The sequence below is a fragment of the Ensifer sp. ENS06 genome, from assembly GCF_014852205.1.
Taxonomy (GTDB): domain Bacteria; phylum Pseudomonadota; class Alphaproteobacteria; order Rhizobiales; family Rhizobiaceae; genus Ensifer; species Ensifer adhaerens.
In genome coordinates this window covers 83,628-96,617 of sequence record NZ_JACVBC010000007.1, presented here as the reverse complement: position 1 = coordinate 96,617, position 12,990 = coordinate 83,628, and the positions used below count along the sequence as shown (strand labels likewise).

Sequence of the window (12,990 nt, the reverse complement as noted above, 5' to 3'; positions counted from 1 at the left end):
CCTTGGAATGGGGATCGCGACGCGTGCCCGCGAGCCGAAATCCTGCCGGGCCGCGAAAACAGATCACGCTAAACCGCGTGATCCGCCTTAGTGCGCAGCCGTTCAACCACCTCGACGAAGCGATTTCCGGCAATGTCGAGGCGACCGCTGTTGTCGATCACGCTGACATCCGGGCCTGAGGTCACGTCTGGAGCCTGGCGGCTGAGGCGTCGCAAAACTTCCTCTTCACTTTCGCGGCCGCGTTCGGCAAGCCGCTTTGCAAGCACAGGCGTCTCGGCTGTAACAACGACGACGGCGATCTCGCCGAAGGCTTCGCGGAACGCCGGCAGGGCACCACGGCTGCCATTGACGATCGCCGTCATGCCGTCCCTGACATTCCTGAGCACGACGACGGGGATGCCGTATTTCAGCCCATGCGCATCCCAGAAAACGGCGAAGGCGCCGTCCTTCTGCATCTCGACGAACTCGTCTTCCGAGACGCTTTCATGTACCTCACTGCCGGCATCCGACGGACGGGTAATGACGCGGCGGACGAAATGCACGTCGTGACAATCCGCGAAATGCCGGGCGGCAAAGCCCATGACGCTGTCCTTGCCGGCGCCGCTCGGTCCAACAACGACGACAAGCGCGCCGCCCTGGTTGTTCGCGCTCATGCGACACGCCGTCCTTCGCGCCAGACGGAGCGCACGACCGGGATGCCTTCCTTGCGATGGACGCGAGCGATATCGGCGCGAAGGCCGACGCCGATGCGGCCGCGGTCATCGAGACCGACGGTACGCGCCGGCGTCGACGTCACCATGGCGATTGCCTTTGGCAGGTCGACGGCGTCGAGTTCGTCGGAGAGCACGAAGGGGGCGTGGATCAGACTGAAGGGCACATAGTCCGACGACAGCACGTCGAGCACGCCGCGCTCGGCGAGATCGCGGGCGGCGATGTTGCCGGAGTGCGACTTGCCGCGCACGATGTTCGGCGCGCCCATCAGAACGCTGAGGCCCGCGCGGTGCGACGCCTCGGCGGCCTCGAAGCTCGTCGGGAACTCCGCAAGCTTGATGCCGAAGCCGATCGATTCCTCGACGTGGTCGATGGTCGCGTCGTCATGGCTGGCGATCGTGATGCCACGGGCCGCACAGGCCTCGGCGAGCGCGGTGCGGTGCGGACCGGCATACTTGGCCGACAACGCCTGCTGCCGCTCGACGAAGCGCGCGAATTCTTCGTCCGAGAAGCCGCGCTTGGCTTTATAGTAGAGCGTGTACTGGTCCATCGTCTGGAACTGGCGCTGGCCCGGCGCATGGTCCATCAGCGAGACGAGCTTGACCTGCGGATCGTTCTGGAAGTCCTCGTAGTGTTCGAGCACGTCGGACGTTGAAACTTCGCAGCGCAGGTGGATCAGGTGATCGGCGCGAAGGCGACCCTCTTCCTTGGCCTGGGCCAGCGCGTCGGCCATGCTGCGCATCTCGCCCTTCTGGAAGCCGCCATCCTCGTCGGAGCCGAGACGCAGGCAGTCGAAGACCGTGGTGATGCCGGAGGTGACCACCTGTGCGTCATGGGCCTGGATTGCCGCGATCTTCAGCCAGCGCACGCCCGGGCGCGGCGAGTAGTGGGCTTCGAGGTGGTCGGTGTGCAGCTCGATGAGGCCGGGGATCAGATAGTCGCCTTCAAAGTCCTCGCCGCTGGCAACCGTGCCCTCGGAAATGTCGGCAATCTTGCCGTCGCGGATCAGCACCGAACCGTCGAGGATACTATCCTCGAGGACGATGCGGGCGTTGGTCAAAACCTGTTCTTTGCTCATCTCATGCGATCTTTCGTTGGGTGTCGCTGCCGAGCGGCAGCAGGGAGCGGACAGTAAAGGGTGCGCCGCGCTCCGGTTCGACGAAGAGCGCGACTGACGTGACGTGAAGTGGCTTGCCGATATGCTCGGCAAAGGTGGTTTCGAGCGCGGTACGCATCACGCCGCTGGTTTCCGTGGGCACCGGGCCAGTCAAGGTCAGGTGGAACTGGAACTCTTCGAAAACATAGGGATAGCCCCATTCTTTGAGGTAGCGCCTCTGGCGCTCAGGCAGGCTGTTTGGCTTGCGGCGGGCAAAGTCGGCGTCCGACAGCGGCGCGCGGAACGGGTCGAAGCGGTGAACGGCGTCTTCGGCCAAATCCAGCAGGTCGACGCAAGGCGCGGACGGCACGAGTCCGAAGAACGGGCCCAACTGGTGCAGCACGATTTCGGGGATCTCGAACGGGTCGAGGTCGGCGGCAAAGCACTCGAAAATACTTAGGAGCTCGTCTTCGTCCCGGCCTTCGGCAAGCTCGAAGGGAGCCTTCAGCGTACCGTGGAAACCGTAGCGCCGCGGGTCAGCCGTCAATGTGCGTTGCGTCTCTTCGTCAATCCCGGCGATCGTCGGAAGCGTGAGGTCCTCACCGGTAAAGGCGTCGCGCCCCAGCCAACGGGACGCGACCTGCGACAGCCGGTCGTCCGCCGGCGGCGCGAAATAGATGGCATAACGCACGGTCTTCACTTTCTTGTAGCGACCGGCCCGCCAGGGCGGCGGGTCGATTGTTTGCGGGATGCGATGCGCAGCTAGCCGATTTCCATGACAACATCATGATGGCGGACACGCAAATGCTTGGCTGTCGTCAATGTGCCTTGCTGCCCATCAGGCGCGAACGGCACGCGTTCGAGATGCTGTCGAAAATAAAGACAACCAGCAAGATCAGAAGCACCATATAGGCGACATTTTCCCAATCGGAATTGGTACGCATCGCTTCCCAGAGTTTGAGGCCGATACCGCCGGCGCCGACGGCGCCGATGATCGTCGCCGAGCGAGTGTTCGATTCCCAGAAGTAGAGCGCCTGGCTGGCAAAAACCGGCAGCACCTGCGGAAGCACGCCGAAGCGCTGCACGGCAAGCGGCGTCGCTCCGACCGACTTCACGCCCTCGCGCTGCTTGTCATCGATGTTTTCCAGCGCCTCGGAATAGAGTTTGCCGAGCGTACCGGTGTCGGTGAAGAAGATCGCGGAGATGCCGGCAAGCGGTCCGGGGCCGAAGGCGCGGGTGAAGAACAGTGCCCAGATGAACATGTCCACCGACCGCAGGAAGTCGAAGAAGCGCTTGACCACCTGGTTGGTCAGGAAGCTCGGCGTGATGTTTCTGGCGGCAAGGAAGCAGAGCGGGAAGGCGATCAGCGACGCAAAGAGCGTGCCGACGAAAGCCATGACAACCGTCTGCAACAGCTTCGTCCAGACGTCCAGATGCTGCCATTCGGCGTTATAGAGGATGTTGTTCCAGGCGAGCGAAAGGTTCGAACGCGTCGGGTCGATCTGTTCGCCGGATGTGATGAGCGCGACGACCTCGCCATAGCTTTTGCCGAAGAAGGGCGAGTTGGTGTCGAACAGGAAGTTCGCCCAACCGAAGAAGCGGTTGCGGACGGAAACCTCGTCGCCTTCCACTTCGGCCCACCCGGTGGCGCCAAAGGCAAGCACGATCTTTTCGCCTGGCCGCTTCTGTGTCGCCCAGGCGGGCAGTTGGCCCTGCGGCCTCACCGTGTCGGCGCCGTCGACGGTCATCACAAACGTGTCGCCGCCGTGGGTAGCCTTCACCAGACCATCGGCGATCTCGATCCTGGTCGAGCGGTCGTAGGTTACGACGACGCGCGTCAGCACGTCTTCCGTCCGGGTTTCGACACGGTTCTGCGTTTCGGCAGCGGCTGTGCCACCGAGCGCGGAGCCGGGCGCCATGAAGCTGAACGACGAGCTTGCCTTCGGCTTGACCGCCTGCGCGGTGGAGGCCGGTATCTCGACCTGGCGCGTCACCGTCTGCCTGTCGAGCTCCACCCAATCCGGATTGGGATTGGGCCCGAGCGGCGAATTGCGCTGATAGTTGAGACGCATCGTCCGGTCGGGGGCGACGTGGATTTCCGGGCGTACCTCATAGGAAACCCAGTCGGCGAGGTAGGTGCCAGCGATGCCCCAGTTGGCATTGCCGAGCACGTGGCCGATCGAGAAGAACCACCAGCTGAAGATGAGGTAGGCGACGACGCCGCCGGCGATGGCTGCGGTGCGCACGCGGCTGGAGGTCGAGGATTTGAGGAGGTCGGGATGGCGGCTCGCGATCGCGTCCATTTCCATCGGGTTCAATCGTGTGGTCGTGGTCATGGTACGCACCTACTGGGCAAGCTGGAAGGCCTGCTCGCCAACGAGGCGGCGGCGAAGCCAGGCGGAAAACTGGTCGACGGCAAAAATGGTCGCAAACAGCAGGAGGACGATTGCAAGGGTCTTGGCTTGGTGTCCCTGGCCGATCGAAAGGCGCAGCAATTCGCCGATGCCGCCGCCACCGACGGCGCCGATGATCGTCGAGGCGCGCACGTTGATCTCGAGGCGCAGCAGGAAATAGCTGGTGAAATTGGGCAGCACCTGCGGCACCATGCCAAACCAGACGCGCTCGATCCAGTTGCCGCCGGCAGCCCGCAGGCCCTCGTCCGGCTTCATGTCGGCGTTTTCGACCACTTCATAAAAGAGCTTGCCGAGCGCGCCGATCGTGTGGATCGAGACAGCGGCGATCGCCGGAATGGGGCCGAGCGAGAGGATCGCGAGGAAGAAGCCGGCTATCACCACCTCCGGAAAGGCCCGGAGAACTTCCATGATGCGGCGAACGATGCCGCGGATCCACGGATTGGGCATCAGGTTGCGCGCGGCAAGGAAGCAGAGCACGAAGCCGAAGGCCGTACCGATCACCGTCGAAAAGATCGCGATGTTCACGGTCTCCAGCATCTTGTGCACGTATTCGGGGATGTAGATGCTTTCGGTCAGGTACAGCCGGCCCTCGGGGTAGTTGTACTTGAAGCTGCCATCGTCATAGGGCGAGGGCAGGTCGAACATGGCGCGGAAAATTTCTAGCCCGTCGCGCGGCGCGAGATCGCCGACGAAATCGAAGAAATGCGGCAAACGGTCGAAGAACTTGCCGGCATTGGAATCGTTGGCGAACCAGAGCGAGCCCGATAGCGCCAGGAGGAGAACGCCGGAGCCAAGCCAGGAATAGAGCCGGCGGCGGGAACTGAGTTCCTGCCAGTGACGCTCGATGACGGCGCCGTTGTCGCTCAGATGTCGCGGGAGCAGGGAAGTTGCCATGACCGTTCCGGCTTTCGCCGGCCTCTTGAGCATTTCCAGGTAAAGTGCGAAGCGGTTTTCCGCCCCGGAAATGCGTGAAAACAATGCGGCGAAGGATGCGAAAGCACCCCTTCAAACAGTGAAACGCTGGCCGTTTGGGCGGCCAGCGTTCCCGAGTGGTGCGGGTCTATCAGCCGCCGATCGTCGCCTTGCGGGCGTCGATGATCGGCTTGTAGAAGTCGGCGTTGACTTCAGTGTAGCCGGTGAAGTCGCCGCCCTGGATGGCCGAGAAGCAGGCCGCGTCGGTCTTCGGCAGGTCCAGCATGAACTGCTTGAACTTCGCCTTCATGTCGTCGTTCATCGTGTTGCGCACGACGATCGGGCCGTTCGGGATCAGCGGCGACTTCCAGAGCTCGACCAGGTCGTTCATGTCGAGGATGCCCTTGTCGACCATCTTCTTCAGGTTGCCCGAGGTGTAGCCGTCCTTGAATTCGCCGACGCCCGAGCCGAAGGTCGTGCCGGCATCGAAGGTGCCCTTGACGACTTCGAGAACGAGGTTTTCGTGACCGCCGCCGAAGCCGGTTTCACCGAAGAATTCCTTGACCGGGGCGCCGATCGCTTCCGGGAGCGTGACGAGCGGGACGAGGTAGCCCGAGGTCGAGTCCGGGTCGGCAAAGCCGAGCTTCTTGCCCTTCAGGTCTTCGATCTTGGTGATGCCGGAATCCTTGCGGGCAACCATGATCGAGTGGTAGCCGGTCGAACCGTCGGTCTGAACGGTCGTCAGGATCGGCTCGACGGCGTCAGCCTTGGCGAGGTAGATCTTGGCGTAGCCGGAAGCGCCGAGTTCGGCGTAGTCGAGCGTGCCGCCGAGCAGGCCCTGGATGACGCCGTCATAGTCGGCGGCCGGGAACAGCGAGACCTTCTCGACGCCAATGGCGGCCGGCAGCTTGTCGACCAGGCACTGGAAGTTGCGCAGGCGGTCGGCTTCGTTTTCGCCGCCGAGGATGCCGATGCGGAATTCCTTCAGGTCTTCAGCCTGGGCGTGGCCGACGAGGGCGAGGAGCGCTACGGCGCCCAGAAGAGCTTTCTTCAGCATAAGGTTCTCCCGTGTCCGGCTTGGCCGGATCCTATTGGGTTTCAAAGAGGTGCCCTTGACGCGGGCTTTCGATCATGGCGGGCGTCAGATGCCGGCCAGTGCCAGCGGCTTGAGGCCGGCCGATGCCGTTTCTTCCTGCGGTACTGCCGCCGGAATGTTGATGCTGGTGGAGGTCATCGATTCCTCGATGCCTGTGTCGGCGCCGTAGATCTCGGCAACCGCTGCCGCGGTCAGATCCTTGGGTTGGCCGTCGAAGACGACGCGGCCATGCGCCATGCCGATGATGCGTTCGCAATAGTTGCGGGCGGTATCGAGCGTGTGGAGGTTGGTGATCACCGTGATGCCATCGCGCTCGTTGATATCGCGCAGCGCATCCATGACGATCTTGGCGTTCAGCGGGTCGAGCGAGGCGATCGGCTCGTCGGCAAGCAGAACCTTCGGCTGCTGCATCAGCGCGCGGGCGATCGCGACGCGCTGTTGCTGGCCACCGGAAAGCGTGCCGGCCGGCTGGAGCGCGGTCTGCTCGATGCCGAGGCGCTCAAGTGCGCCGATCGCCATGATGCGTTCTTCGCGGGTAAACATGTTGAGGATGCTCAAGACGGTCGAGCGGTGGTTGAGACGCCCGAGAAGCACGTTGGTGAGCACGTCGAGGCGCGGCACCAGGTTGAACTGCTGGAAGATCATCGCGCAGTCGCGCTGCCAGGTGCGAAGGGCAGCACCGCGCAGCGACGAAACTTCCGTGCCATCGAAGACGATCGAGCCGGACGACAGATCGACGAGGCGGTTGATCATACGCAGAAGCGTCGACTTGCCGGCGCCCGAGCGGCCGATCACGCCGACCATCTGCCCTTGCGGTATGTCGAAGGTAACCGAACTCACGGCTGTCTTCTTGCCGAACTGGCGGGTTACATTCTTCAACTGAAACATGTCTAGCAGGTCCTCTTCCGGGGAGACCGGTCATCGGTATGACCCTGCCATATCGGCGCTTCATGAAGCCGGAATGTCAGTTTGTTGTAAGTTCTGTTACAGTTCACAGCCCCGCATGTTTGGTTAACAAAATTTGAATGGCTGCGCGCAGGCGCCTGCGCTCCCCGTCAACTTCAAGGGGCGCGCATCAACATCGAGCGGATATCTGTGGTCGGAGCCGCCGTCGCGGCGCAGGACCGGCGCAGTTGCTAGCTCTGTGGACCGGGGTCCAGCGTCGCGCCGGGAATATAGAGCGCAATCGGCCGGATCTCGTAGATCGCGGTCGGATTGGAGCGGCGCAATTCGCGCGCGGCGTCAACTGCCGCGTCGATGGCCGGGAAGTCGACGACGTAGAGGCCGAGCAATTGCTCCTTGGTTTCGGCGAAGGGGCCATCGGTGACAATGCCTTCGCCCTTGCCCCTCAGCGTCACAGCACCTTCGGTAGGCCCGAGCCGTGCGGCCGGGCCAAAGGCCTTCTGCTGGACGAACCGGTCATGAACTTCAAGCAGGTCGGACATCAGCGCTGCGTCCTCCTCCTCGGTCCAGGATTCGACGACGCCTGCTGTATGGTAGGCCAAGATTGCGTAATACATGAACCGTCCTCCCGCGCGTATTCGTGTCAGGTTTTGCCGGCCGCATCAACGCCTCGTCGTGCGGACGGCGTCACCGAGCGTGCCACCGGAGTGGGGCGCGTGTTCAGCGGATCAGCCCCAGGCCGCCGCAGCCCAGCGACAGGCCTGCCTGGCAATCCGAGAACGGCGCTTGATCTCGCCGCGGGCTGCTGCGTCGCGGGCCCTCCAGACGGGGCCGCGCGCGAGCGAGCGGGCAACTTCGCGCCCGGGTAGATATCTTCGGCTGAGCGCGCGAAGGCCTTCATCGATCGCGGCATTGCCGAAGACCTCGTCACAGTCGTATTTCGACCCCGGCGCGGCCCGCAGTATCGTGCTGGGCGTGGCCTTCCTCGCCTGCGGCCAACTCTGCTCGGGCTAGCGTTCCAATCGAGCCGGGCTGAACTTTACGGCATCGAGGCCGATCGCTTCGAAGGCCTCGGGCGCTGGTGCACCGACGAGGAGGCTTGCGGCGAATGCGCCGAGCGCCGGTGAGGTGAGGATGCCGTAGCCGCCCTGGCCGGCGAGCCAGAAGAAATCCGGTCGCTCGCGGGCAAAGCCGATCACTGGAAGCTTGTCCGGCGAGAAGCTGCGCATGCCGGCCCAACTCTTGAAGATACGGCGCACCGGCACGGTCGTTGCCTCCTCGACGTAGTGCGCAGCCCAGGCGACGTCGATCTCCTCCGGCTGGACGTCGGTCGGATCGCACGGCGTTGCGTCGGCGGGCGAGGAAAGCAGCCGCCCGCCTTCGGGCTTCATGTAGAAGTCTTCATCGATCTCGTTGATTTCGGGCAGCGTCAGCGCGTCGATGCCTTCGGGCAGGTCGACGGTGATTGCGGTGCGGCGATGCGGCACGATGCCGATGGGGGCGACGCCGAACGATTGTGCGACGGGATCGGCCCAGCCGCCGGCAGCATTGACGATCGTCTTTGCACTGACTTCGCCGGCACTCGTCGCCAGCACCCAGCGGTCGCCGTTCCGGCGCGGCGCCAGCACGTCCGAGCGCTCGATAATTACCGCGCCATGGCGACGCGCGCCCCGGACGTAACCCTGCAGCAGGTTCTCGACTTCGATGTCCCAGAATTGCGGATCGTAATAGGCCGCAGCCACATAGTCGCGGCGCAGGATCGGCACACGCGCGATCGCCTCGTCGACGGTCAGCCGTTCAATTTCGGCGTTGGCACGGCTCTCCGCGGCAAACACCTCTTCGAACCGGGCAACTTTCTCGGCATTGGCGATCATGACGCCACCGCGCTGCTTGAGCAGCGCCACTTCGGAGAAGCCCTCAGGTGGATTATCGAAAAAGCCCTTGGATATCGCCGCCAGCGCACAGACCTCCGGCGCGTTATAGCGCAGCACGAACTCTGCCGCCGAGCGGCCGGTGCTGTGATAGCCGAGCCCTTCTTCCCGCTCGATCACCACGACGGAGCGATGCGGTGCCAGGAAATAGGCAAGCGACAGGCCGGCGATTCCACCGCCAATGATCGCCACGTCGTAGTCTTGCATGTCCGCCTCCGTTAGTTGTCGGCCGGACCATAGGCAAGGCGTCATCTGTGTTCAAATTTATAACTGGAAAGGTGGCTATCAATCCTGATGATGGTCGGCCCGATCGTCGAGGCAGTGGTCCAGCGGCTCCGTATCGGCCACATGGGCAAGAAATGCGGCCTCTGCCGGATTGAGGATCGCATTCGGATTGGAGATGCGGAAGACATCGGTGCTGGGCAGATCGCTATAGGGCGGCAGCTGCCACAGTTGGCCCGCCGCGACGGCTGGCGATGCCAAGTGATCCGGCAGCATGCCGATGCCGACATTGGAGGCGATCAGCCGCATCACCTCCTCGACATTGCAGGAGACGGCGCGGACCTGCTGGCCAAAAGACCCGATCGCGCGCACGGCGGTTACCGAGTTCATGTGCTGGCCGCCCAAAACGTCGGCGATGAAAGCGATATAGGGATTGCCCCTGAGGTCGTTGAAGTCGACACCTTCGACCCCGAAAAGCGGATGGCTTCTGCCGCAATAGAGCGCATAGCGCTCGCGCACGTGAAACCGCCTGTTCAGCCAGTCGGGAATGTTGCCGTCGCATAGGCCCATGGTCGCAACATTGCGCTCGACGGCGCTCAACACATCCACGGTAGTTGCGACCGTGACCGACAGCGTGACCTTGGGGTGCAGGCGAAAGAAGCTTTCGAGCTTGCGGTCCCAGGCGGGATTATGCGCGTGGCTGACCGAGTGGATGTTGAGATGGCCGGTGATCTCCTCGCCGGCGGTTTCAAGAACATTCGGCAGGCGGATGACGGCTGCGAAGATATCGCGGCACTGTGCATGCAGGCGCGCACCGGCGTCGGTCAGGTTGAAACGCCCGGGACGCCGGTCGATGAGTTTCTGGCCGACGGTTTGCTCCAACCGCTTCAACGCCATGCTGACGGCCGGCTGTTGCAGGAGCAACCGGTTGGCGGCGGCCGTGATGCTGCCTTCCTCGACGAGCACGACGAAGGTGCGCAGCAGATTCCAGTCGAGATTGTGGGCAAAGCGTTCGAGGCGGTCATTGGCCATGGTCGTGGCTTGCTTCTGATCTCTGGCGTTGAACTGGCCCTTTGTTCTGCAAGGAGGGAAGCGGAGCGAAGGACGTCCGTTCTTGTCGTCATATTCCAGCGAATTTGCAACATGGGCTGCTCGATGGCGAGGGAGGGGCCATTCCCCGGACGCATGAGGCGGTGCCTCAATTTCGTTTGAAACGGCATGCACCCCTTGCGATAACGTGAGCCGAATAATCCGATGGGAGAGAAACATGGCCGGCAAGACGCAATTTCAATGGGATGATCCGTTCCTCCTCGACGATCAGTTGACCGAGGACGAGCGTATGATCCGCGACACCGCGCGGGCCTATGCGCAGGACCGGCTGCAGCCGCGCGTCATCGACGCCTACCGCGAAGAATCGACCGATCCGGAGATCTTCCGCGAGATGGGCGAGCTCGGTCTGCTCGGCGTCACCGTTTCCGAAACCTATGGCGGCGTCGGCGCTTCCTACGTTGCCTACGGCCTCGTTGCCCGCGAAGTCGAGCGCGTCGATTCGGGCTACCGCTCGATGATGAGCGTGCAGTCGTCGCTGGTGATCTATCCGATCTATGCCTATGGTTCTGAGGAGCAGAAGCAGAAGTACCTGCCGAAGCTCATCAGCGGCGAGTGGATCGGCTGCTTCGGCCTGACCGAGCCGGACGCCGGTTCTGACCCGGCCGGCATGAAGACGCGCGCCATCAAGACCGAGAGCGGCTACCGCCTCGTCGGCTCGAAGATGTGGATCTCTAACGCACCGATCGCCGATGTCTTCGTTGTCTGGGCAAAGTCGGAAGCGCATGGAGGCGCCATCCGCGGTTTCGTGCTCGAAAAGGGCATGAAGGGTCTGTCCGCCCCGAAGATCGCCGGCAAGCTGTCGCTGCGGGCGTCGATCACCGGCGAAATCGTCATGGACAATGTCGAGGTCGGCGAAGAAGCGCTGCTGCCGAACGTCGAGGGTCTCAAGGGCCCGTTCGGCTGCCTCAACCGTGCCCGCTACGGTATCTCCTGGGGTGCGCTCGGCGCTGCCGAGTTCTGCTGGCATTCGGCGCGTCAGTACGGTCTCGATCGCAAGCAGTTCAACCGGCCGCTGGCGCAGACGCAGCTCTTCCAGAAGAAGCTTGCCGATATGCAGACGGAGATCACGCTCGGCCTGCAGGGGTCGCTGCGCGTCGGCCGCCTGATGGACGAAGGCCGCATGGCCCCGGAAATGATCTCGATCGTCAAGCGCAACAATTGCGGCAAGGCGCTCGACATCGCCCGCATGGCCCGCGACATGCACGGCGGCAACGGCATCTCGGAGGAATACCAGGTCATGCGCCACATGGTGAACCTCGAGACCGTCAACACCTACGAGGGCACGCATGACGTCCATGCGCTGATCCTCGGTCGCGCCCAGACCGGCCTTCAGGCCTTCTTCTGAGCGGTGCCGTCATGGAAACGCCGCTGAAGGGCATTCGTGTCCTGGAATTGGCCCGCATTCTGGCGGGCCCATGGATCGGCCAGACGCTGGCCGATCTCGGTGCCGACGTCATCAAGGTGGAAAGCCCGGCCGGCGACGACACCCGCACCTGGGGCCCGCCCTTCGTTGCGGGCGAGGAAGGCGAGAAGCTCGATGCCGCCTATTTCCACGCCTGCAACCGCGGCAAGCGCTCGGTGGTGCTCGACTTCACGACCGAGGAGGGGCAGGAGGCCGTGCGCCGCCTTGCCGCCCAGTCGGACGTGCTGCTTGAGAACTTCAAGGTTGGCGGGCTTACGAAATACGGGCTCGACTACGAGAGTCTGAAGAAGATCAATCCGCGGCTGATCTACTGCTCGGTCACTGGCTTTGGCCAGGATGGTCCCTATGCGCACCGCGCCGGCTACGACTACATCGTCCAGGGCATGAGCGGCATCATGGACCTGACCGGTGAGCCCGATCGCGAGCCACAGAAAATCGGCGTCGCCTTCGCCGATATCTTCACCGGTCTTTACGGCGTGATTGCCGTGCAGGCAGCCCTTGCCCAGCGCGAGCGTACCGGCGAGGGGCAGCAGATCGACATGGCGCTGCTTGACTGCATGACGGGCGTGCTTGCCAACCAGGCGCTCAATTTCCTCGTCTCGGGCAAGGCGCCGCGCCGGCTCGGCAATGCGCACCCGAACATCGCGCCCTATCAGGTCTTCCCGACCTCGGACGGTCACCTGATCGTCGCTGTTGGTAACGACCGGCAGTTCGTGAAGTTCTGCACCCTGCTCGGGCGTTCGGATCTTGCGACCGACGAGCATTATCTGACCAACGCGCTTCGCGTGCAGAACCGGGACACGTTGACGCCGGAACTCGCCGCCGAAACCGCGAAGATCGAGCGCGATACGCTGTTGAAGTTGCTGGAAGATGCAGGCGTGCCCGGCGGACCGATCAACACCGTTGCCGACGTCTTTGCCGATCCGCAGATCGAGCATCGGCAAATGCGTGTGGATACGCCGCATTCGGGGGCCGCTGCCGGTACGTCGCCCGGGGTCCGGACGCCGATCCGGTTTTCGGCCGCCGAGCTTGCGCTCGAGCGTGGCGTGCCGCGGCTTGGAGAGCATACGGCCGAGGTGTTGGCCGAAATCGGGATGGACGCGTCGAAGAGCGATTAACGCAACGTGAGACGCTGAGTGTCTCGTTGAGGCGTGACCTGAAGAAAATAGCGA

The 12,990-nt window shown here is 63.2% G+C and carries 12 protein-coding genes; 2 read left to right on the top strand and 10 right to left on the bottom strand.

Going from position 1 to position 12,990, the window contains the following annotated elements; translation table 11 throughout:
* Nucleotides 1–68: 68 nt before the first annotated feature.
* From phnN to IB279_RS23055, 10 genes are all read right to left on the bottom strand, one after another.
* Nucleotides 69–653 carry a phosphonate metabolism protein/1,5-bisphosphokinase (PRPP-forming) PhnN gene (phnN, locus tag IB279_RS23100; RefSeq protein ID WP_034799577.1) on the bottom strand — a complete coding sequence of 195 codons (585 nt, stop codon included), beginning with the start codon at nt 651–653 and terminating at the stop codon, nt 69–71.
* Nucleotides 650–1,789, bottom strand: coding sequence for an alpha-D-ribose 1-methylphosphonate 5-triphosphate diphosphatase (locus tag IB279_RS23095; protein WP_034799579.1), 1,140 nt, complete (start codon nt 1,787–1,789; stop codon nt 650–652). Before IB279_RS23095 ends, phnN begins: the two co-directional genes overlap by 4 nt.
* A gap of 1 nt (nt 1,790) precedes the next feature.
* Nucleotides 1,791–2,498, bottom strand: coding sequence for a DUF1045 domain-containing protein (locus IB279_RS23090; protein WP_034799581.1), 708 nt, complete (start codon nt 2,496–2,498; stop codon nt 1,791–1,793).
* A 127-nt stretch (nt 2,499–2,625) separates the two neighbouring features.
* Nucleotides 2,626–4,143 carry a phosphonate ABC transporter, permease protein PhnE gene (gene phnE, locus IB279_RS23085; protein ID WP_060586219.1) on the bottom strand — a complete coding sequence of 506 codons (1,518 nt, stop codon included), beginning with the start codon at nt 4,141–4,143 and terminating at the stop codon, nt 2,626–2,628.
* A 9-nt stretch (nt 4,144–4,152) separates the two neighbouring features.
* Nucleotides 4,153–5,115 carry a phosphonate ABC transporter, permease protein PhnE gene (gene phnE / locus IB279_RS23080; protein WP_034799765.1) on the bottom strand — a complete coding sequence of 321 codons (963 nt, stop codon included), beginning with the start codon at nt 5,113–5,115 and terminating at the stop codon, nt 4,153–4,155.
* Between the two features lie 169 nt (nt 5,116–5,284).
* The gene (gene phnD, locus IB279_RS23075; RefSeq protein ID WP_034799586.1) at nt 5,285–6,190 is read right to left on the bottom strand and encodes a phosphonate ABC transporter substrate-binding protein; all 906 of its coding nucleotides are present in this window, start codon (nt 6,188–6,190) and stop codon (nt 5,285–5,287) included.
* A gap of 84 nt (nt 6,191–6,274) precedes the next feature.
* Nucleotides 6,275–7,117: a phosphonate ABC transporter ATP-binding protein gene (gene phnC / locus IB279_RS23070; protein WP_034799588.1), complete on the bottom strand. Its 843-nt coding sequence runs from the start codon at nt 7,115–7,117 to the stop codon at nt 6,275–6,277.
* Between the two features lie 248 nt (nt 7,118–7,365).
* Nucleotides 7,366–7,749, bottom strand: a complete 384-nt coding sequence (locus IB279_RS23065) for a YciI family protein (RefSeq protein WP_034799590.1) — start codon at nt 7,747–7,749, stop codon at nt 7,366–7,368.
* A gap of 393 nt (nt 7,750–8,142) precedes the next feature.
* Complete coding sequence (locus tag IB279_RS23060) at nt 8,143–9,270, bottom strand: FAD-binding oxidoreductase (protein WP_034799591.1); 1,128 nt, start codon at nt 9,268–9,270, stop codon at nt 8,143–8,145.
* Nucleotides 9,271–9,348: 78 nt separating this feature from the next.
* The gene (locus IB279_RS23055) at nt 9,349–10,317 is read right to left on the bottom strand and encodes a LysR family transcriptional regulator (RefSeq protein WP_060530317.1); all 969 of its coding nucleotides are present in this window, start codon (nt 10,315–10,317) and stop codon (nt 9,349–9,351) included.
* A 235-nt stretch (nt 10,318–10,552) separates the two neighbouring features.
* Between IB279_RS23055 and IB279_RS23050 the strand changes: the two genes are divergently transcribed.
* Complete coding sequence (locus IB279_RS23050; protein ID WP_090295861.1) at nt 10,553–11,740, top strand: acyl-CoA dehydrogenase; 1,188 nt, start codon at nt 10,553–10,555, stop codon at nt 11,738–11,740.
* Nucleotides 11,741–11,751: 11 nt separating this feature from the next.
* Complete coding sequence (locus tag IB279_RS23045; protein WP_060601419.1) at nt 11,752–12,936, top strand: CaiB/BaiF CoA-transferase family protein; 1,185 nt, start codon at nt 11,752–11,754, stop codon at nt 12,934–12,936.
* The last annotated feature ends 54 nt before the right edge of the window (nt 12,937–12,990 follow it).

Excerpts from the sequence above, each read along its gene's own strand:
- phnN (WP_034799577.1), bottom strand. The coding sequence starts at position 653 with ATGAGCGCGAACAACCAGGGCGGCGCGCTTGTCGTCGTTGTTGGACCG.
- IB279_RS23095 (WP_034799579.1), bottom strand. The coding sequence starts at position 1,789 with ATGAGCAAAGAACAGGTTTTGACCAACGCCCGCATCGTCCTCGAGGAT.
- phnE (WP_060586219.1), bottom strand. The coding sequence starts at position 4,143 with ATGACCACGACCACACGATTGAACCCGATGGAAATGGACGCGATCGCG.
- phnE (WP_034799765.1), bottom strand. The coding sequence starts at position 5,115 with ATGGCAACTTCCCTGCTCCCGCGACATCTGAGCGACAACGGCGCCGTC.
- phnD (WP_034799586.1), bottom strand. The coding sequence starts at position 6,190 with ATGCTGAAGAAAGCTCTTCTGGGCGCCGTAGCGCTCCTCGCCCTCGTC.
- phnC (WP_034799588.1), bottom strand. The coding sequence starts at position 7,117 with ATGTTTCAGTTGAAGAATGTAACCCGCCAGTTCGGCAAGAAGACAGCC.
- IB279_RS23065 (WP_034799590.1), bottom strand. The coding sequence starts at position 7,749 with ATGTATTACGCAATCTTGGCCTACCATACAGCAGGCGTCGTCGAATCC.
- IB279_RS23060 (WP_034799591.1), bottom strand. The coding sequence starts at position 9,270 with ATGCAAGACTACGACGTGGCGATCATTGGCGGTGGAATCGCCGGCCTG.
- IB279_RS23055 (WP_060530317.1), bottom strand. The coding sequence starts at position 10,317 with ATGGCCAATGACCGCCTCGAACGCTTTGCCCACAATCTCGACTGGAAT.
- IB279_RS23050 (WP_090295861.1), top strand. The coding sequence starts at position 10,553 with ATGGCCGGCAAGACGCAATTTCAATGGGATGATCCGTTCCTCCTCGAC.
- IB279_RS23045 (WP_060601419.1), top strand. The coding sequence starts at position 11,752 with ATGGAAACGCCGCTGAAGGGCATTCGTGTCCTGGAATTGGCCCGCATT.